The sequence below is a fragment of the Ruegeria sp. YKSD163 genome (assembly GCF_059612905.1).
In genome coordinates this window covers 76,128-94,321 of sequence record NZ_JBXWRM010000009.1, presented here as the reverse complement: position 1 = coordinate 94,321, position 18,194 = coordinate 76,128, and the positions used below count along the sequence as shown (strand labels likewise).

Below are 18,194 nucleotides of genomic sequence, written 5' to 3'. Positions count from 1 at the left end.
TCCTCGCGGACCAATGGGCGATGGAGTGTGGTTATGGCACAAAGACGCAAGATTCTGACAGCTGGCGGGACCGTTCTCTGCGCGGCGCTGATCGGATTCCTGATGCAGCAGAACGCCGCGCGCGAAACGCAGCAGGTTGCGGCACGCAAATCGCTTATCCAGCAATCGGTTCTGAAACCGTCGGGCGCGTCAGATGTGGATGACTACGCCTTGTTCGAGTTGGATGCGATCAAGCTTACATCTGCGCAACCCGCCCTGGAACAGCCCCGCCGCCTGCCGGAACCGTCGTTGGAAGGCGCAATACCCCTCCCAGCCCGGGACATTCTGCTGCCCGACGCGCCAAGCGACCCGGACGAGCCGCAACTGGGCTGCGCGATCACGGCGACCGCCGCTCCCGCACCCATGGCCAGCGTCGCGCTCAGCGTCAACGCCGCCTGCTACAGTAACCAACGCGTTACGGTACATCACAGCGGCTTGATCTTCACAGATACGACTGACGATGTCGGCAATCTGTCGGTGACTGTCCCGGCTTTGTCCGAAACCGCTGTGTTTGTCGTGGCCTTCCAGAACGGCCGCGGCGCTGTCGCCATGAGCTCCGTCGAGGGTCTCGACCAGATCGACCGGGTCGTGGTGCAATGGTCTGGCGCTGCGGGCTTTCAGCTGCATGCCCGCGAGTTCGGCGCCGGTTATGGCGAGACCGGCCATGTCTGGTCCGAAGCATCAGCCGGCGGGGTCGGCCAGGTGATCCGGCTGGGTGAACCCGACACGCTGGAGCCGCAACTGGCCGAAATCTACAGCTATCCCTCTGGCGAGAGCGACACCGCAGGCACCATCACCCTATCGATCGAGGCCGAGGTGACGGCCAGCAATTGTGGGCGCGAGATTTCGGCCCAATCGCTGGAACTGCGCGGGACCGGGTCGCTCACAACTCATGATCTGAACATGTCCATGCCAGATTGTTCTGCTGCCGGTGATTTTCTGGTGTTGAATAATCTGGTCGAAGACCTGAAGATCGCCGCCAGGTAATCCGCAGGCAATTTTCAGGTTTCACATGAATTGGCTTCGTGCGGCGACTTTCGCCGCACTTTCCGTTTTCCCGGCCCTTCCGGCCACCGCTCAGGACATCACCCTCACCTCGCATGATGGCAAGGTCGAGATCAGCGGCAATCTGCTTGGCTTCGACGGAGAATTCTATCGCGTCGAAACCCGGTTCGGCGAACTGACGGTGGACGGATCGGGGGTGATCTGTGATGGCCCGGCTTGCCCCAACCTCACCGATTTCGTGGCGGAACTGGCGCTCAGCGGCTCTTCGACAATGGCCGAGGTGCTGCTGCCCGCACTGATCGAAGGCTTTGCCTTGCGCAACCGCATGCAGACCCGACGCGAGACCGAATCCGAGAGCCGGTTTAGCTATCTTCTGTTCAAGGCCGGCAGCGAACGGCCTCAGGCCCGATTCACCTTTCGCGTCAGCACCACCGACGAAGGTTTCGCAGACCTGCTGGCCGACGAGGCCGATCTGGTCATGGCCCTGCGCGAGATCCGGCCAGATGAGCGCAGGCGGGCGCTGGAACTGGGCCTGGGCGACATGACCGACAGCAACCGCTCGCGGGTTCTGGCTCTGGATGCGATGGTGCCCGTGGTGGCGCCGGTCAATCCGGTGCGACAGATCTCTGCCCCGCAACTGGCACAGGTCTTTGCCGGCGAGATCGAGAACTGGGCCGAGCTCGGCGGCCCCGATGCCCCCATCGCGCTACACTTGCCGGTCGCAGGCTCGGGACTGGCGCAGGCCGTCGAGGACCGCTTGCTGTTACCAGTCGGCAAAACGCTGCCCGAGACGGTCGCACGCCATGACCGTTCCAGCCTGCTTGCCCGTGCGGTCGCCGTCGACCCGTTTGCCATCGGCATCGCCAGCTATTCCGAAACCGGAACCGCCAGGGCGTTGACCCTGACAGGGGATTGCGGCTTTTCCGTCGCCGCAACCCGGCGCAACATCAAGACCGAGGATTATCCGCTCAATTCGCCCATGTTCCTTTACATGCCCGCGCGCCGCCTGCCCAAACTGGCACGGGAGTTCATGGCCTACATGCGCAGCCCGGCTGCCCAGATCGTGATTCGCCGTGCCGGATTCGTAGATCAGGCGCCAGAGTTGATCCCGGTCGCGGTCCAGGGAAACCGGCTGGCCAATGCCATCGCAGCCGCTGGTGCCGAGGTCCCCCTCACTGAGTTGCAACGACTCGTATCCACGCTGTTTGGGATGCAACGGCTCAGCCTCTCTTTCCGATTCGAGACCGGATCCTCGCGCCCTGATGCGCAGTCGCGGACCAATATCGCACAACTGGCTCAGGAATTGGAAAGCGGTGCCTATGACGCGCGCCAAATGCTCTTTGTCGGGTTCAGCGACGGTGATGGTGCCGCCGAGGGCAACGCCCGCATTGCCCTGAAACGGGCCGAGGCGGTGCGTGACGCGGTGTTACAGGCGGCCGAAACACTGGACCCGGCGCGGGTCGAAATCTCGGTCGATGCCTTTGGCGAGGCGCTGCCGATGGCCTGCGATGACAGCGACTGGGGCCGTCAGGTCAATCGCCGGGTCGAGGTCTGGGTCAAGTAACCCCTTCATTTCGCCTGAAATACTCCGGGGGAGTCGCGGCCCTGCCGCGACGGGGGCAGCGCCCCCTATAGAAACCCTTCGGAGCGGAAGCTCAACTCGACCGATTTTCCGATGATCAGGTGATCGTGCAGCGTTATCCCCAGCGCCTCACACGCGGCCCGGATCCGCGACGTCATGTCGATATCCGATTGCGACGGTGTCGGGTCTCCTGATGGGTGGTTGTGCACCAGGATCAGCGCCGAGGCGTTCAGCTCCAACGCCCGTTTGGCCACCTCCCGCGGATAAACCGGCACGTGATCGACCGTGCCACGCGCCTGTTCCTCATCCGCGATCAACACGTTCTTGCGGTCCAGGTAGAAGACCCTGAACTGTTCGGTCTCGCGATGCGCCATGGTGGTGTGGCAATAATCCAGCAGCGCATCCCAACTGGAAATCACCTGCCGCTGCATCACCCGTGCGCGGGCCATGCGGTGGGCGCTGGCCTCCAGTATCTTGAGGTCGGTGATCACCGCCTCGCCCACCCCCTTGACCTCGGCCAGCCGCTCCACAGGGGCGGTCAGCACCCTGTTGAAATCGCCAAACGCATCGAGCAGCAGCCGCGCCAGCGGCTTCACATCCTGGCGGGGGATCGAGCGGAACAGCACCAGCTCCAGCAACTCGTAATCCGGCAGCGCCGCCGCACCGCCCGTCATGAACCGCTCGCGTAACCGCTTGCGATGATCCCGGATGTAGGACGGCAACCGCCCCGAGGGCAGCGGCATCTCCGGCGCTTCGTCCATGTCGAACAGCATCGGGGCCTCGGATAAACCAGTCTGGCGCATGGCACGAAGCCTCGCCCCGAATCGGTTTCCGAGTGGTTAACGCTCGCCTGCCATTCTTTGGGTTGCCCGCCGCATCGCGAGATGCAGCAGCACCGACAGCACGCCCAAGGTCAGCATGGCGGCGAACATCAGGTCGGTCTTGGCGCGGCCATTGGCCAAGAGCATCAGGTACCCCAACCCCTTTGACGCACCCACCCATTCACCGATCACCGCGCCGATCGGCGCATAGACCGCCGCCAGCCGCAGTCCCGAGGCCAGTTGCGGCAGCGCCGCCGGCACCCGGATATGCCAAAGCACCGCACGCGGGCTGGCCTGCATGGTACGGGCAAGGTCAAGGTATCCCACCGGCGTCCGCATCAGTCCGTCGAAAAACGCCGCCGTGATCGGAAAATAGATGATCAGCACCGCCATCGCCACCTTGGACCACAGCCCATAGCCCAGCCACAGCGTCAGGATCGGAGCCAGCGCAAAGACCGGCAGCGCCTGGGTAAAGACCAGCATCGGCTGCACCAGAACCCGTGCGATCCGCGAACTGGCCAGCTGCAACGCCGTGACCACGCCAAGCACCGCGCCACAGGCGAGACCGATCAGAACCTCCAGCGCCGTCACCGCCGTATGCTCGGCGATCAGCCAGCGGCTCTGCCACCAGGTTTCGGCCACCAGAGCAGGGCCGGGCAAGATGAATCGCGGCAGGTCGGTCAGGCTCACCACCACCTGCCAGATCGCTAGCGCAAAAAGGGTTGCCGCAACAGCGGGGAGCCAGCGTGTCATTGCCCACCCTCCCGCAGCATCCTGAGCAGCGCAGCCTGGCATTCCAGCGTCGCAGCGTCATCCACCGCGCGCGGCATCTCTGCCGTTGGCGGTGCGACCGGTGTCAACCTAGCGGCAGTCATCACCTGGATCGAATGACCCAGCCGCGCCGCCTCGGCCGGGTCGTGCGTCACCAACAGCACGGTCCGGCAGGCCAGCAGTTCGGCGGCCAGCTCCTGCATATCGGCGCGGGTGCGCGCATCGAGCGCCGAGAAGGGCTCGTCCAGCAGCACAACGGGCTTGTCCTCCATCAGGGTGCGCGCCAGCGCCACGCGCTGGCGTTGTCCTCCTGACAGCTCCGCCGGGCGCTTGCCTGCATGATCGGTCAGACGCACCCGACGCAGCAAATCGTCCAGCCGCGCACGGTCCACCTGTTCACCCCGCAGCCGCGCGCCCAGCGCCACGTTCTGCGCGACGCTGGCCCAGGGCAGCAGCAAGTCGTCCTGCGCCATATAGGCCACTCGCGCCGCCACCGGCACACCGTCAGACGCGGTGATCGTGCCGCTGAACACCGCCCCGGTCTCCAACCCTGCAATCAGCCGCAGCACCGTTGATTTGCCGACGCCGGACCCGCCCAAGAGACAGGTCCATTGCGCCGCCTCCAACCGCAAGGTCAGCGGCGCGAACAGGGGCGCGCCGTCGATGCTGGCGCTGCCGGCAACGGTGATCGCGGGGGCCGGGGTCACGGGGTCAACCCCATCTGCCAAAAACCGACTTCCAGTTCCGTCGCGGTGCGAAAGGTCCGGCACAACCGCTCCCAACGCGGCGAGGCTTCAAAATCGGCGCCAATACGCCTTGTTAGAGCCTGATCCATCAGTTCACCCACCGCCTTGCAGGCAGATTGATAGTCGGGACCGGCATAGGTGTCGATCCAGCTCTTGTAGCGCTCGCTCGTCGCCTCTGTCGCCAGCCGCGCGCCGATCTCGCCATAGCCCATGACACAGGGCGCCAGCGCCGCCAGCAGATCGGCCAGATCGCCGCTATACCCGGCCTCGAGCACAAAACGGGTATAGGCGAGGTTTTCGGGCCGCTCGGGCGTGGCAAAAAGCGCGTCCTTCGAGATCCCCGCCGCCTCGCACACCCCGATATGGAGCTGCATCTCCTCGGCCACAAGCGCGTTGACGGTGCCAACCGCGGCCAGCATCTCGGCATGGGTCTGGCCCTTGACCACAGCCAGCGCCCAGGCGCGCGCGAAATGGATCAGGAAAACGTAATCCTGCCTCAGATAATGCAGGAAAGCCTCGTGTGGCAGGCTGCCGTCCTTCATCCCTTCGACAAAGGCGTGGCGGGTATGATCCCGCCACGGCTGGCCTGCCACCGCGCGCATCAGACCAAAGGCGTGGCCATAATCCGGCGCGCTCATTCGGCGGTCACGTCGATGGTGATGGCCGAGACCGGGTTGACGCTGTCAATCAGGCCGGTGTCCTTCAGAAACGCCTCGAACCGGGCATAGCGACCCGCGTCGAACCCGGCGGGACGCAGGGCAAAGCGCGGCAGCGTATCGGCCCAGGCGCGCTTGTTCAGCTCGTCCTGCAACTCGGTCGAGGTGGCGGCGAAGATCTCCCAGCTGGCTTGCGGGTTGTTGACGATGAACTGCGTCGCCTTCTCGGTCGCCTCAAGGAAGCGGGCGATCTTGCCGGCATCCATCCGCTCGGGATTGGCGACATAGATCAGCTCGTCATAAGACGGCACACCCTCTTCCTCGATATAGAAGCAGCGGCCCGGTTCGCCTTCGATATCCATCTGATTCAACTCAAAATTTCGATAAGCGCCAATCACCGCGTCGACCTGCCCACTCATCAGCGCGGGCGAGAGAGAGAAGTTCACGTTGATCATCTCGACATCGCTCAGGGCAACACCGTATTTCCCCAGAACCGTGGTCAGGATCGCCTCTTCGACACCGGCGACGGAGAAACCGATCTTCTTGCCCTTGAGATCGGCGGGCGATTTGATCGGGCCGTCTTCAAGCACCAGCAGGCAGTTGAGCGGCGTGGCGACCAGCGTGCCGACACGTTTCAGGGGCAGCCCCTCGTGGATTTGCAGGTGCAGTTGCGGCTGATAGCTGACCGCCAGATCGGCCTGACCGGCCGCCACCAGGCGCGGCGGGGCCGAGGGGTCGGCAGGGGCCACGATTTCCACAGTTAGACCCTGTTCCGCGAAATATCCCTTTTCCTGCGCCACGATGATCGGGCCGTGGTCGGGGTTGATGAACCAATCGAGCAGCAGGGTCATCTTGTCCTGCGCCAGAGCGGGCGTTGCAACGAGCAGCGCCAATGCGGTTACCAGGTGTTTCATATCGCGTTTCCTTTCATGATGTGGCGGCCGCAACGAGAACGATCTCGCCCGGCCAATCCGGTTGCAACTGTTCCGCCGCACGCCAGGCCCTGAGGCCGGTCGCACAACAGAGAGCCAGCCGTTTTTCTTTGTTAGTGTCTGATATTTCGATCTCGGATGCCGTCATTCGGCGGGCGGATGGGTGCGCGGGTTGGGGCGCCTCACCTTCGGTCCGCAGTTCGACGATCAGGTCATCGGCGCTCAACTCCGAGGGCGCGACAAAGCGGAAGGCGGTTGTTGGTTCCGGCGCACCGTCAAAGCGGAACGTGCTGTTGCGCCAGGATTGCGCGTCGATCTGCACCATCTGCCCAAGCGGTGAAGGCACTAATCCAAGCAACACCGAAAGTGCCATTTGCGCCTGAATAGAGCCTAATATGGAGACAACCGGGCCCAGCACCCCGGCGGTCTCACAGCTTGCTGCGCTGTCCGGCGCCTCGGGGAACACAGCGCGCAGGCTGGGTGCGCCGCCACAAAAGCCGCCGACATATCCGCCCAGCCCCAGAACCGAAGCGCTGATCAGCGGTTTGCCCAGGGCCAGACAGGTATCGCTGAGTAAATAGCTCGCGGCATAGCTGTCGGCACAATCCAGCACCAGATCGGTGTCCCGGCAGGCCAAGATCACGTTTTCCGGGGTGATTGACCGTTTTGTACCGGTCAGGACAATCCCGGAATTGAGCGCGCCACAGCGTTCGGCGGCAACCTCGGCCTTGGCCCGGCCGACATCAGCCTCGGTGAACAGCGTCTGGCGATGCAGGTTCGACAGCTCGATCACGTCGCCATCAAAGATGTCGATCCAGCCCACCCCTGCCCCGGCAAGGATCGGCAGCGCGGGCGCTGCCAGCCCCCCGGCCCCGACCACCAGCACGCGGGCATCGGCCAGCCGAGCCTGCCCCTCAACCCCAACCTGCGGCAGCATCATCTGGCGGGCGTAGCGGCTCATCTGGTGGCCTCGATCCATTGACGCACCCGTGCCTCGGGGTCGGCATTCAAGGTGATGTCGGTGACGACCGAGACGATATCGGCCCCGGCACCCAGCACGCCCGGCGCACGCTCGACGCTCATGCCGCCGATACCCACCAACGGGATGGCGCCGACACGCGCCTTCCATTCGGTGACGCGGGGCAGGCCCTGCTGGTGCCATTTCATCTGTTTCAGGATGGTCGGATAGACCGGGCCAAGGGCCACATAGTCGGGATCCATACCCAGCACCCGCTCCAACTCGTCATCGTCATGGGTGGAGACGCCGAGCCGTAGACCTGCCTTGCGGATCGCGGGCAGATCGGCCTCGTCCAGATCCTCTTGCCCCAGATGCAGCCAGTCGCAACCCGCGTCGATGGCGACCTGCCAATAGTCGTTGATGACCAGCACCGCGCCTTGGGCGCGGCAGAGGTCGCGCGCGGTGGCAATCTCGGCGCGGATCACCGCGTCCGGCTGCTCCTTGATCCTCAGTTGCACCAGCTTGACCCCCAGCGGCAGCATCCGGCGCAGCCAGTCGGTATTATCGAAGATGGGATAGAACCGGTCGAGCATCATGACAGAAAGGCCTTTCCTATGACAGGGGTCGAGGCGCTGGCCATATCGCGCGCCTCGATCGGGTCGGCGCGATGCGCCAGTTGCCCGGCCTGAATGGCCAGCGCCATGGCGCGCGCCATATCCGCCGGATCGCCCGCGCGGGCCACGGCGGTGTTGAGCAGAACCGCGTCATAGCCAAGCTCCATCGCGCGGGCGGCATGGCTGGGCAGGCCGATGCCCGCATCGACCACCAGCGGCACATCGGGAAACTCGGCCCGCATGGCGCGAAGCGCGTATTCGTTGTTCAGCCCCCGGCCCGAGCCGATCGGCGCGCCCCAGGGCATCAGCACTTCACAGCCTGCTGCCAGCAGGCGCTCGCCGACGATCAGGTCGTCGGTGGTATAGGGGAACACCTGAAACCCGTCCTCGGTCAGGATGCGCGCGGCCTCGACCAGACCGAAGACATCCGGTTGCAGGCTGTCGGTATGGCCGATCAGTTCCAGCTTGATCCAGGGCGTGCCGAACACCTCGCGCGCCATATGGGCGGTGGTCACCGCCTCTTTCACCGTGTGACAGCCGGCGGTGTTGGGCAGGATCAGCACACCCAGATCGCGGATCATCGACCAGAATGTCTGTCCGGCACCGGATTCGCGCCGCAGCGACACGGTCGCCACCCCCGCCCCGCTGGCGCGGAACGCCCGTTCCAGGATCGCGGGGCTGGGATATTGCGCGGTGCCCAGCATCAGCGGGTTCGGCAATTCGGTTCCGTAAAAGGCCCGCATGCTTCAGCCCCCCTGCATCGGGGCAAGCACCTCGACCCGGTCACCATCGTTCAGCTGATGCCCCCCGCGCAGGGACGAGGGAACAAAGCTTTCGTTCACCGCAGTAGCAACGCGGCCTGACAGGCCGCATTCCGCCAGCAGTGCGGCCAGGGTTTCGGCCTGCACCTCGCGCGGTTCGCCATTAAGCACGATCTTCATCGACCAACTCCGTATGTGTGTTACTTAGCGCCAGATCGGCCACCCCCTGTGCCAAGGCAGGCGCCAGAAGATAGCCGTGGCGATAAAGGCCATTGGCATAAATGGTCCGCCCCAGCCGCCGGATGCGCGGCAGGTTGTCGGGAAAGGCCGGGCGCAGATCGACGCCGATTTCCAGCACCTCGGCCTCGCCAAAGGCGGGGTTCAGGGCATAGGCGGCGCTAAGCAGTTCCAGCATCGAGCGCGCTGTGATACGTCCGCTATCCTCGCTCTCGATCATCGTAGCACCCAGCATGTAGACATGGTCGCTGCGCGGCACGACATAAAGCGGCATGCGCGGGTGCAACAGGCGAATGGGCCGTGTTAGAGCCACATCTGGCGCACGGATGACCAGCATCTCGCCCTTGACGCCACGCAGGTCATGCAGGACCTCGCGCGCGTGCAGGCCACGACAGTCGATGGCATTCTTCAGCCCGGCAGGGGCGGGTTTGCGGTGAAACTGGACCCCCTTGTCAGTGAGACCGCGATAGAGGTCCGAGAGCGCGCGACGCGGGTCAAGATGCGCCTCGTCCAGAAAATGGAGACCCTTGGAGAAGGCGGTCAGATCAGGCTCTAATTCGGCGATCTCAGCTTGGATGACTTCGGTAAACCCTTCCGTCCGGCGGGCAAAGCGGCGCAGGTCCGGCAGGTCGCGCGGATTGGCCACCACCAGGGTGCCGCGCCGGGTGACGGTGGTGTGCTGCGCCCACCATGTGATGGCCTGCTGGCCCAGGCGCAACACCGGTTCCTCGGCGTTTTCATACTCGCACCAAGGCGCCAGCATACCGCCTGCCCACCAGCTGCACCCATGTGGGCCGGGCGGACCGGAGGGGTCGAACACCTGCACCTGTGCGCCGCGCGCGACCAGTTCGGTCGCCACCGCGAGGCCGGCAACGCCCGCGCCTATGACCGACCAGAGCCTCATGCGGACCAGACCCGATGGAAGTGATGCACCGGACCGTGACCTTGGCCCACTTGCAGATCGTCGGCGGCAATGATCGCGCCTTGCAGATAGGTATGCGCCTCTTGCACCGCGCTTTTCAGGGTCAGCCCCTTCGCAAGACCGGCGGCAATCGCTGAACTCAGCGTACAGCCTGTGCCGTGTGTGTTCTTGGTTGCCCGGCGTGGTGCGGTAAGCTCGGCCAACACGCCTTCAGGGCCCACCATAAGATCATGACAGATCGCTCCGCTGGCATGCCCACCCTTCATCAGAACCGCATCCGCGCCCAGCGCGACCAGGGCGCGGCCTTGAGCGGTTACCTCGTTCAAGGACCCGGCGTCATTGGTCTCCAACAAGCGCGCTGCTTCGGGCAGATTTGGGGTCAGCACCGATGCGCGCGGCACAAGCAGACGCCGGAGCGCCCCGATTGCTTCTGCCGCCAGCAACACGTCACCCGATTTCGCAACCATGACCGGATCCAGCACGATTGGCCCGTCAAACCCGGCGATGGCATCGGCCACGACCCCGATGATCTCGGGTGTCGCCAGCATGCCGATCTTGATCGCCTTCACATCAAGATCGCCCAGAACCGCGTCGATCTGCGCCCGGATAATCTGCGTTGGGATACCATGCACCGCCGTCACCGCACAGGTGTTCTGCGCGGTCACCGCCGTGATCACCGAGGCGCCATAGACAGACATCGCCGACATTGCCTTCAGATCGGCCTGGATGCCTGCGCCGCCACCGCTGTCGGATCCCGCTATTGTCAAGGCAATCGCTGCCATGTCCGCTACTCCAGTTTAGGGGCAACGGGGGCATGGAAAACGTCCGATAGCGATAGACCGTTCCCTACGCCGGTATTGCCCGGATCAGGTTCGATGGGTTGACGCAGCCGCGCCTCTCAGCCCCAAACGGGGCACCCCAACGGTTGCGCGCACCTTCTCAGGTGACGCCACGGTAATCAAGAGAAAATTGACTAACGGAAAAGGGCGGGCACCAAATGGCACCCGCCCCTGTCTTCATTCCGCCGAAAATACTCCGGGGGAGTCGCCGTCAGGCGGCGGGGGCAGCGCCCCCTAGCCTTTCATCCCGTCCCAAAAGGACTTGACCGAGGAAAAGAAGCTCTTGGTCTCGGGATTGTTGTCTTCGCTCAGCTCGTCGAATTCGCGCAACAACTCTTTCTGCTTGCTGGTCAGGTTGACCGGGGTTTCCACCGCCAGTTCGATGAACATGTCACCGATGCCGCCGCCACGCAGGGCTGGCATGCCCTTGCTGCGCAGGCGCATCTGCCGACCCGACTGGCTGCCGGCAGGTACCTGAACCCGACCGCGGCCGCCGTCGATGGTCGGTACCTCGATGGCACCGCCCAGCGCCGCCTTGGCCATGCTGACCGGCACCCGGCAATAGAGATTCACCCCGTCGCGTTCGAACAGCTCGTGCTTGGCGACCTCGACAAAAATATAGAGGTCTCCCGGCGGGCCACCACGCATCCCGGCCTCGCCTTCGCCGGCCAGGCGAATGCGGGTGCCGGTTTCGACCCCGGCGGGGATGTTGACGCTCAGCGCGCGGTCCTTTTCGACCCGACCCTGCCCCCGGCAGGATTTGCATGGATTCTTGATGATCTGACCCAGACCCGAACAGGTGGGGCATGTCCGCTCGACGGTAAAGAAGCCCTGTTGCGCGCGCACCTTGCCCATGCCCGAACAGGTCGGGCAGGTGGTCGGTTCAACCCCGCCTTCGGCGCCGGTTCCCTCGCAGGCCGAACAGGCCACTGCAGTGGGTACGTTGATGGTCTTTTGCAGGCCCGAGAACGCCTCTTCCAGCGTGACCCGTAGGTTATAACGCAGGTCCGAGCCACGCGCCGCACGACGGCCGCCGCCGCCCCGCTGGCCACCCATGAAATCGCCGAACAAGTCCTCGAACACATCCGAGAACGCGCTGGAGAAATCGCCTGATCCAAAACCGCCGCCGGGACGCTGGCCGCCGCCCATCCCGCCTTCGAAAGCGGCATGACCAAACCGGTCATAGGCCGCCTTCTTCTCGGCGTCTTTCAGAACCTCGTAGGCCTCGTTCACTTCCTTGAACTGAGTTTCGGCATCCGGGTTGTCCTTGTTGCGGTCCGGGTGCAGTTCCTTGGCCTTACCGCGATAGGCCTTCTTGATCTCGTCGGCCGAAGCGCCCTTGGACACACCGAGCAGATCGTAATAGTCGCGTTTTGACATCCGAATTCCCTTCTGCCTCAACGAATGCGGGCCGGCCCGGTTACCGGACCGGCCCGTTCTGGCCCGGATGACCCGTTACTTGCGCTTGTCTTCGCCGAGATCTTCGAACTCAGCGTCGACGATGTCGTCGTCCGACGGACCGGCATCCGCCCCTGCGGGCTCGCCATCGCCGCCTTCGCTCTGCGCCTTATAGATCGCCTCGCCCAGCTTCATGGCCGCTTCGGTCACGTTTTGCAGGCCCGACTTGATCTTCTCGGCGCTCACGCCGTCCTTGTCCAGATCGTCCTTCAGCGCGGCAATGGCCAGTTCGATCGCCTCGACAGTGGTCGGGTCGACCTTGTCGCCATGCTCTTCGATCGACTTCTCGGTCGAATGGATCAGGCTTTCGGCCTGGTTGCGTGCCTCGACCAGCTCTTTGCGGGCCTTGTCGGCTTCGGCGTTCTCCTCGGCATCCTTGACCATCTTTTCGATGTCCTCGTCCGAAAGACCGCCCGAGGCCTGGATGGTGATCTTGTGCTCTTTACCGGTACCCTTGTCCTTGGCCGAAACCGACACGATGCCGTTGGCGTCGATGTCAAAGGTCACCTCAATCTGCGGCATGCCGCGCGGTGCCGGCGGGATGTCTTCGAGGTTGAACTGACCCAGGATCTTGTTGTCGGCGGCCATTTCACGCTCGCCCTGGAACACGCGGATGGTCACCGCGTTCTGATTGTCCTCGGCGGTCGAGAAAACCTGAGACTTCTTGGTCGGGATCGTGGTGTTGCGGTCGATCAGACGGGTGAAGACACCGCCCAAGGTTTCGATACCCAGCGACAGCGGGGTCACGTCGAGCAGGACCACATCCTTGACGTCGCCTTGCAGAACACCGGCCTGAATGGCGGCACCCATTGCGACAACCTCGTCGGGGTTCACACCCTTGTGGGGTTCCTTGCCGAAGAACTTGGTCACTTCCTCGATGACCTTGGGCATGCGGGTCATACCGCCGACCAGAACCACCTCGTCAACGTCAGAGGCCGAAATGCCGGCATCCTTGAGCGCGGCCTTGCAGGGGTCCATCGACTTCTTGATCAGGTCGCCCACCAGGCTCTCCAGTTTGGCGCGGGTCAGTTTCATCACCAGGTGCAGAGGCTGACCATTGGCGCCCATCGAGATGAACGGCTGGTTGATCTCGGTCTGGGTGGTCGAGCTCAGCTCGATCTTGGCCTTTTCCGCAGCTTCCTTCAGACGCTGAAGCGCCATCTTGTCGCCGGACAGGTCGACACCGTGCTCTTTCTTGAACTCGTCCGCCAGATAGTTGACGATCCGCATGTCGAAATCTTCGCCACCCAGGAAGGTGTCGCCATTGGTCGACTTGACCTCGAACAGGCCGTCGTCGATCTCCAGGATGGTCACGTCGAAGGTACCGCCGCCAAGGTCGTAGACGGCGATGGTCTGGCTGTTCTTCTTGTCCAGGCCATAGGCCAACGCAGCTGCGGTCGGCTCGTTGATGATGCGCAGCACTTCCAGACCGGCGATCTTGCCGGCATCCTTGGTGGCCTGACGCTGGGCGTCGTTGAAATAGGCGGGCACCGTGATCACTGCCTGGGTCACTTCCTCACCCAGATAGGATTCTGCGGTTTCCTTCATCTTGCCGAGGATGAAGGCCGAAATCTGCGACGGCGAATACTTCTCGCTCTTGGCTTCGACCCATGCGTCGCCATTGCCACCGTTGACGATGGAAAACGGCACCATCTTCTTGTCCTTGGTGACCTCGGCATCGTCGACCCGACGGCCGATCAGGCGCTTGACGCCAAAAATGGTGTTCGAGGGGTTGGTGACCGCCTGGCGTTTCGCCGGCTGACCGACCAGTCGCTCATCATCGGTGAAGGCGACGATCGAGGGCGTGGTCCGCGCCCCTTCCGAGTTTTCGATGACTTTCGGCTGGGCGCCGTCCATGATGGCTACACACGAGTTGGTGGTGCCCAGGTCGATACCGATAACTTTACCCATTTGTTCGATCCCTTTCTCTTCAAGGCGATGGCTCGAGACCTGAACCCGTTTTGGCATTCCGGCCCCGATCTGTTTGCGCAATGGCCTACACCACGGCGCGTCCCGGCGTATATAGGGGGCGGAAACAGGTGCTGCAAGCATGCAGAATTGCAGGTTTTCGCGAATCTGCATGCTTTTTGACAAGGCTTCGTCAAGGAAAGGGTCTGGCAGGGAATGACCATGTTGAACCTGCGCGGTGTCGAAATTCGCAAGGGCGCGCTCGACGGGCCGGCCCAGGCACGGCTAATCGAGGCGCTGCGCCCGGTTCTGAAGGCCGCGCCGCTGTTTACGCCCACCATGCCGAACGGCAAACCGCTCTCGGTACGCATGACCTCGGCCGGGCCGTTGGGCTGGGTGACGGACAAGGGCGGCTATCGCTATCAACCGACCCATCCCAAGGGCATGGCCTGGCCCGCGATCCCGCCCGAAGTGCTGGATCTGTGGCATGGGGTCACCGGGCAGGACCGCGTTCCGGATTGCTGCCTGATCAACTACTATGGCGAGGGCGCCCGGATGGGCCTTCACCAGGATCGCGACGAGGCCGATCTGACTTGGCCCGTCGTGTCGCTGTCTCTTGGCGACGATGCGCTGTTTCGGATCGGGAACACCACTCGCGGCGGAAAGACCGATTCTGTCTGGCTCAATTCCGGCGATGTGGTGGTGATGGGTGGGCCGGCGCGGCTGATCTATCACGGCATCGACCGTATCCGGTTCGGCTCGTCCCGGCTGTTGCCCAAGGGTGGGCGGCTTAACCTGACGCTGCGGGTGGCGGCCTAGTCCGCCAACAGCGTGCAGCAGCCAGCATAAAGCGATCCATTCAGCATCAGCCCCACATCCAGCCCATAGGCCCGGTCGGACATGCCGTCATGGCACTGCATCTGTCGCAGGATGGCAACGTTGTGGCCCAGTGGCAAAGCGAACCGGTCGATCACTCCCACTCCGGGTTGAAGCAGACCGGCAGGCAGGTGCTGTTCGGCCTCGCCCATGACCTGAAATTGCGCCGCCACCCCTTGTTCAACGGTCAGCGACCAGAACGGCTCGGTCCCCGAACAGACAAAGCGCGGAGTCATCCAGACCTCGGCCGCATCGGGCTGCCGCCGCATGTATCGCACGGAAACCCAGCCACTCATCTCGTTCACATTCACCCGGCCCCAATCGGCGCCAAAGGTCAGTTCGACAACCTCGACCCCGACCGCATCGGGCGCCAGCGAGCCGATCACCCCGGAACTGGCCGAGGGCTCTGCCCGCACGTTGAGCACATCGTCGGCGGCAACACCGGTTACGTCATAAAGCGCCGGCACCGGATTGGCGGCAAGCGGCCCGGCCAGAACCAGCAGGAGGGCAAAAAGCCACCTCATCGCCGCGCGTACCAGCTGGCCGAGACGTGCCGGCGCGTATAGAATTCGCCCATCAGCCCGATCATGATCAGGATGATCCCCAGCCACAGCGCATAGTGCCAGTTGCTGTTATGCGGGAAATAGTTGCGGAACACGAAGCCGCGACACTGGTCGATAGCGTGAAAAAGCGGGTTCCAATCGAACATGGCCAGCATGTAACCCGGCAAGGTATTGGCCACGAACATCTTGCCCGAGGCAATCATGTTGGCGCGCTGATAAAGCGTGGTCATCACCCCCACCAGCATCGGCGCCCAAGGTTTGATCGACAGAAAGACCAGCCCGACCGCAAATCCAGTGAACCAGGACAGCATCAACATGCCAAACGCACCGGCAGGATCGGCGATCTCGATCGGCTTGAATATCACGTGATAGCCAAACAGGATCAGCAGCAGCGTCAACAACTGCATATAGAGCGACCCCAATGCCGCCGAGAGGATGGCAACGATCGTATTCATGGGAGCGTGTTTCATCATGGCGCTGTTGGGCCCTTCGGCGCCGGCCACCGCGCCAACCGTCTTGATATGCGTCATGAACAGGAAGATGCCAGACATGATGTAGAGCAGGAAATCGCCCCGGATCGCCGATCCGCGCAGCCCCAATATCTGGAACATCAGGTAGAACACCATGACAAATACCAGAATCTGCATCATGTTCTTGGCCATCGCCAAATAGGCGTTGGAATGGCCCTGGCGCACACTGCGAACCGCGTTGTGAAAAATGAGCTCGGCCATGGTGATGGCGCCGCTCAACATTGATTTGTGTCGCCGATATCGAAACACGTTGCTGCTTTCTGTCGAATTGCCCAAGCCTTGCACGGAATTCTTGCCGTTCCGTTGCCATCACAGCATAAGGGCACCTGCATCTTGGATCAACAAATCCCACGATCGGAGCATTTTTGTGACCTACGAGGAACTAATTCCTGTCATCCGGCGCCTCGCGCTCGAAGCGGGCGACAAGATCATGTCGATCTATGACGCCGACGATTTCGCGGTAAAGGTGAAATCCGATTCCAGCCCGGTGACCGAGGCGGACGAGGCCGCCGACGCGCTGATCTCGGCCGGGCTGCGCGCGGCGTTTCCTGATATCCTGCTCGTGACCGAGGAACAGGCGGCCTCGCACAGCCAGACAGGCGACACCTTCCTGATCGTCGATCCACTGGACGGGACCAAGGAATTCATCAACCGGCGCGGCGATTTTACGGTGAATATCGCGCTGGTCGAGAACGGCGCGCCCACGCGGGGCGTGGTCTATGCCCCGGCCAAGCGACGGATGTTCTACACGCTGGCCGATGGTTCGTCGGTCGAAGAGACTGGAGCGCTGGACAAGCATTTGCCCGGCGTTCTTAACACGATCCGGGTAGCCGAGGCCGATAATGCCGCGCTGATGGTGGTGGCGTCCAAGTCGCACCGCGACCAGGCGACCGAGGATTACATCGGAAAATACGCCGTCAAGGACAGCAAGAGCGCCGGTTCGTCGCTGAAATTCTGTCTGGTGGCCACGGGTGAGGCCGATCTTTACCCGCGTGTTGGCCGCACCATGGAATGGGACACCGCCGCCGGTCACGCCGTTCTGGCCGGAGCCGGGGGCAAGGTGGTACGTTTCGACAATCACCAGCCGCTGACCTATGGCAAGGAAGGCTATGCCAACCCGTTCTTTATCGCCTACGCGCCCAGCGTCACCCTCAAGGAAGCCTGAATGTCCGTCCTCATCGCCATTCCCGCCCGCTATGCCTCGACCCGCTATCCCGGCAAGCCTTTGGTCAGCCTGACCGGCGCCGGTGGCAAGGAAATGACGCTGATCGAACGCTCGTGGCGGGCGGCGATGGCGGTACGTGGCGCCGACCGGGTGGTGGTCGCCACCGATGACGACCGCATCCGCGAGGTGGCCGAAGGGTTCGGGGCCGAGGTTGTCATGACCTCGTCCAACTGCGTCAACGGCACCGAGCGCTGCGCCGAGGCGCATGCTGCGCTGGGCGGTGGGCACGACATCGTGGTCAACCTGCAAGGCGATGCGCCGCTGACGCCGCACTGGTTTGTCGAAGACCTGATTTCGGGGCTGCGCGCCGCGCCCGAGGCCGACATCGCCACGCCGGTGCTACGCTGCGACGGGATGGCGCTGAACAGCTTTCTGAACGACCGCAAACATGGCCGCGTCGGCGGTACCACGGCGGTGTTCGCCACCGACCGCAGCGCGCTTTATTTCTCGAAAGAGGTGATCCCCTATACATCGGAGGTCTATGCCGACGACGCCCCCACCCCGGTGTTTCACCATGTGGGCGTCTATGCCTATCGGCCCGGCGCGCTGGCGGATTATCCGACCTGGCCGATGGGGCCACTGGAAACCCTCGAAGGGCTGGAACAGCTGCGCTTCATGGAAAACGGGCGCAAGGTTCTGTGCGTCGAGGTCGAGGCGCGCGGGCGCCAGTTCTGGGAGCTGAACAACCCCGAGGACGTGGCCCGGATCGAAGAGATGATGGCCGCGATGGGGCTGGACTGACACGAGGGAC

General features: G+C 63.3%; 20 protein-coding genes and 1 riboswitch. Of the genes, 5 read left to right on the top strand and 15 right to left on the bottom strand.

The window, feature by feature from the left end; genetic code table 11:
- Positions 1 to 33: 33 nt before the first annotated feature.
- Together AC2FNA_RS13430 and AC2FNA_RS13425 are read left to right on the top strand one after the other, a co-directional pair.
- A complete protein-coding gene (locus AC2FNA_RS13430; protein WP_496827303.1) occupies positions 34 to 1,026 on the top strand; it encodes a hypothetical protein in 993 nt (330 codons plus the stop codon).
- Between the two features lie 25 nt (positions 1,027 to 1,051).
- Positions 1,052 to 2,608: a phosphate ABC transporter substrate-binding/OmpA family protein gene (locus AC2FNA_RS13425; protein ID WP_496827301.1), complete on the top strand. Its 1,557-nt coding sequence runs from the start codon at positions 1,052 to 1,054 to the stop codon at positions 2,606 to 2,608.
- 65 nt (positions 2,609 to 2,673) lie between these two features.
- On the opposite strand, the gene radC is transcribed toward AC2FNA_RS13425, so the two are convergent.
- The 13 genes from radC to dnaK all read right to left on the bottom strand — a co-directional run bounded on the left by radC (position 2,674) and on the right by dnaK (position 14,252).
- Complete coding sequence (radC, locus tag AC2FNA_RS13420; protein ID WP_496827299.1) at positions 2,674 to 3,429, bottom strand: RadC family protein; 756 nt, start codon at positions 3,427 to 3,429, stop codon at positions 2,674 to 2,676.
- Positions 3,430 to 3,465: 36 nt separating this feature from the next.
- Positions 3,466 to 4,200, bottom strand: coding sequence for an ABC transporter permease (locus tag AC2FNA_RS13415; protein ID WP_496827297.1), 735 nt, complete (start codon positions 4,198 to 4,200; stop codon positions 3,466 to 3,468).
- Positions 4,197 to 4,925 carry an ABC transporter ATP-binding protein gene (locus AC2FNA_RS13410; protein WP_496827295.1) on the bottom strand — a complete coding sequence of 243 codons (729 nt, stop codon included), beginning with the start codon at positions 4,923 to 4,925 and terminating at the stop codon, positions 4,197 to 4,199. Before AC2FNA_RS13410 ends, AC2FNA_RS13415 begins: the two co-directional genes overlap by 4 nt.
- Positions 4,922 to 5,602 carry a thiaminase II gene (gene tenA, locus AC2FNA_RS13405; RefSeq protein ID WP_496827293.1) on the bottom strand — a complete coding sequence of 227 codons (681 nt, stop codon included), beginning with the start codon at positions 5,600 to 5,602 and terminating at the stop codon, positions 4,922 to 4,924. Before tenA ends, AC2FNA_RS13410 begins: the two co-directional genes overlap by 4 nt.
- Positions 5,599 to 6,534: an ABC transporter substrate-binding protein gene (locus AC2FNA_RS13400; RefSeq protein WP_496827291.1), complete on the bottom strand. Its 936-nt coding sequence runs from the start codon at positions 6,532 to 6,534 to the stop codon at positions 5,599 to 5,601. Before AC2FNA_RS13400 ends, tenA begins: the two co-directional genes overlap by 4 nt.
- 13 nt (positions 6,535 to 6,547) lie before the next feature.
- Positions 6,548 to 7,513 carry a ThiF family adenylyltransferase gene (locus AC2FNA_RS13395; RefSeq protein WP_496827289.1) on the bottom strand — a complete coding sequence of 322 codons (966 nt, stop codon included), beginning with the start codon at positions 7,511 to 7,513 and terminating at the stop codon, positions 6,548 to 6,550.
- Positions 7,510 to 8,106 (bottom strand): thiamine phosphate synthase, encoded by a 597-nt coding sequence (locus AC2FNA_RS13390; protein ID WP_496827287.1) that lies wholly within the window; start codon positions 8,104 to 8,106, stop codon positions 7,510 to 7,512. The genes AC2FNA_RS13395 and AC2FNA_RS13390 overlap by 4 nt, the downstream gene beginning before the upstream one ends.
- The gene (locus AC2FNA_RS13385; protein ID WP_496827285.1) at positions 8,103 to 8,867 is read right to left on the bottom strand and encodes a thiazole synthase; all 765 of its coding nucleotides are present in this window, start codon (positions 8,865 to 8,867) and stop codon (positions 8,103 to 8,105) included. Before AC2FNA_RS13385 ends, AC2FNA_RS13390 begins: the two co-directional genes overlap by 4 nt.
- A 3-nt stretch (positions 8,868 to 8,870) precedes the next feature.
- Complete coding sequence (gene thiS, locus AC2FNA_RS13380) at positions 8,871 to 9,065, bottom strand: sulfur carrier protein ThiS (RefSeq protein WP_496827283.1); 195 nt, start codon at positions 9,063 to 9,065, stop codon at positions 8,871 to 8,873.
- Positions 9,049 to 10,026: an FAD-dependent oxidoreductase gene (locus tag AC2FNA_RS13375; RefSeq protein ID WP_496827281.1), complete on the bottom strand. Its 978-nt coding sequence runs from the start codon at positions 10,024 to 10,026 to the stop codon at positions 9,049 to 9,051. Before AC2FNA_RS13375 ends, thiS begins: the two co-directional genes overlap by 17 nt.
- Complete coding sequence (thiD, locus tag AC2FNA_RS13370; RefSeq protein WP_496827279.1) at positions 10,023 to 10,826, bottom strand: bifunctional hydroxymethylpyrimidine kinase/phosphomethylpyrimidine kinase; 804 nt, start codon at positions 10,824 to 10,826, stop codon at positions 10,023 to 10,025. Before thiD ends, AC2FNA_RS13375 begins: the two co-directional genes overlap by 4 nt.
- Before the next feature lie 44 nt (positions 10,827 to 10,870).
- Positions 10,871 to 10,975, bottom strand: a riboswitch (TPP riboswitch).
- Positions 10,976 to 11,117: 142 nt separating this feature from the next.
- Positions 11,118 to 12,263, bottom strand: a complete 1,146-nt coding sequence (gene dnaJ / locus AC2FNA_RS13365) for a molecular chaperone DnaJ (protein ID WP_496827277.1) — start codon at positions 12,261 to 12,263, stop codon at positions 11,118 to 11,120.
- Positions 12,264 to 12,338: 75 nt separating this feature from the next.
- Positions 12,339 to 14,252 (bottom strand): molecular chaperone DnaK, encoded by a 1,914-nt coding sequence (dnaK, locus tag AC2FNA_RS13360; protein ID WP_496827275.1) that lies wholly within the window; start codon positions 14,250 to 14,252, stop codon positions 12,339 to 12,341.
- Between the two features lie 213 nt (positions 14,253 to 14,465).
- Between dnaK and AC2FNA_RS13355 the strand changes: the two genes are divergently transcribed.
- Positions 14,466 to 15,068, top strand: a complete 603-nt coding sequence (locus AC2FNA_RS13355; RefSeq protein WP_496827273.1) for an alpha-ketoglutarate-dependent dioxygenase AlkB family protein — start codon at positions 14,466 to 14,468, stop codon at positions 15,066 to 15,068.
- On the opposite strand, the gene AC2FNA_RS13350 is transcribed toward AC2FNA_RS13355, so the two are convergent.
- Positions 15,065 to 15,649, bottom strand: a complete 585-nt coding sequence (locus AC2FNA_RS13350) for a COG3650 family protein (RefSeq protein ID WP_496827271.1) — start codon at positions 15,647 to 15,649, stop codon at positions 15,065 to 15,067. The two genes, AC2FNA_RS13355 and AC2FNA_RS13350, sit on opposite strands and share 4 nt — an antisense overlap.
- A complete protein-coding gene (locus tag AC2FNA_RS13345; protein WP_496827269.1) occupies positions 15,646 to 16,419 on the bottom strand; it encodes an ABC transporter permease in 774 nt (257 codons plus the stop codon). Before AC2FNA_RS13345 ends, AC2FNA_RS13350 begins: the two co-directional genes overlap by 4 nt.
- Before the next feature lie 166 nt (positions 16,420 to 16,585).
- Here AC2FNA_RS13345 and cysQ point away from each other — a divergent pair, with 166 nt between their 5' ends.
- Positions 16,586 to 17,383, top strand: a complete 798-nt coding sequence (cysQ, locus tag AC2FNA_RS13340; RefSeq protein WP_496827267.1) for a 3'(2'),5'-bisphosphate nucleotidase CysQ — start codon at positions 16,586 to 16,588, stop codon at positions 17,381 to 17,383.
- On the top strand, positions 17,384 to 18,184 hold the full coding sequence (locus tag AC2FNA_RS13335; protein WP_496827265.1) for a 3-deoxy-manno-octulosonate cytidylyltransferase family protein: 801 nt from the start codon (positions 17,384 to 17,386) through the stop codon (positions 18,182 to 18,184). It begins immediately after the preceding gene.
- Positions 18,185 to 18,194 lie beyond the last annotated feature (10 nt).

Bases quoted from the DNA above. Each gene is read 5' to 3' on its own strand.
- AC2FNA_RS13425 (WP_496827301.1), top strand. From the start codon at position 1,052: ATGAATTGGCTTCGTGCGGCGACTTTCGCCGCACTTTCCGTTTTCCCG.
- tenA (WP_496827293.1), bottom strand. From the start codon at position 5,602: ATGAGCGCGCCGGATTATGGCCACGCCTTTGGTCTGATGCGCGCGGTG.
- AC2FNA_RS13350 (WP_496827271.1), bottom strand. From the start codon at position 15,649: ATGAGGTGGCTTTTTGCCCTCCTGCTGGTTCTGGCCGGGCCGCTTGCC.
- AC2FNA_RS13430 (WP_496827303.1), top strand. From the start codon at position 34: ATGGCACAAAGACGCAAGATTCTGACAGCTGGCGGGACCGTTCTCTGC.
- thiD (WP_496827279.1), bottom strand. From the start codon at position 10,826: ATGGCAGCGATTGCCTTGACAATAGCGGGATCCGACAGCGGTGGCGGC.
- AC2FNA_RS13335 (WP_496827265.1), top strand. From the start codon at position 17,384: ATGTCCGTCCTCATCGCCATTCCCGCCCGCTATGCCTCGACCCGCTAT.
- AC2FNA_RS13395 (WP_496827289.1), bottom strand. From the start codon at position 7,513: ATGAGCCGCTACGCCCGCCAGATGATGCTGCCGCAGGTTGGGGTTGAG.
- AC2FNA_RS13375 (WP_496827281.1), bottom strand. From the start codon at position 10,026: ATGAGGCTCTGGTCGGTCATAGGCGCGGGCGTTGCCGGCCTCGCGGTG.
- AC2FNA_RS13385 (WP_496827285.1), bottom strand. From the start codon at position 8,867: ATGCGGGCCTTTTACGGAACCGAATTGCCGAACCCGCTGATGCTGGGC.
- AC2FNA_RS13390 (WP_496827287.1), bottom strand. From the start codon at position 8,106: ATGATGCTCGACCGGTTCTATCCCATCTTCGATAATACCGACTGGCTG.
- radC (WP_496827299.1), bottom strand. From the start codon at position 3,429: ATGCGCCAGACTGGTTTATCCGAGGCCCCGATGCTGTTCGACATGGAC.
- AC2FNA_RS13415 (WP_496827297.1), bottom strand. From the start codon at position 4,200: ATGACACGCTGGCTCCCCGCTGTTGCGGCAACCCTTTTTGCGCTAGCG.
- AC2FNA_RS13400 (WP_496827291.1), bottom strand. From the start codon at position 6,534: ATGAAACACCTGGTAACCGCATTGGCGCTGCTCGTTGCAACGCCCGCT.
- dnaK (WP_496827275.1), bottom strand. From the start codon at position 14,252: ATGGGTAAAGTTATCGGTATCGACCTGGGCACCACCAACTCGTGTGTA.
- dnaJ (WP_496827277.1), bottom strand. From the start codon at position 12,263: ATGTCAAAACGCGACTATTACGATCTGCTCGGTGTGTCCAAGGGCGCT.
- AC2FNA_RS13355 (WP_496827273.1), top strand. From the start codon at position 14,466: ATGACCATGTTGAACCTGCGCGGTGTCGAAATTCGCAAGGGCGCGCTC.
- thiS (WP_496827283.1), bottom strand. From the start codon at position 9,065: ATGAAGATCGTGCTTAATGGCGAACCGCGCGAGGTGCAGGCCGAAACC.
- AC2FNA_RS13345 (WP_496827269.1), bottom strand. From the start codon at position 16,419: ATGGCCGAGCTCATTTTTCACAACGCGGTTCGCAGTGTGCGCCAGGGC.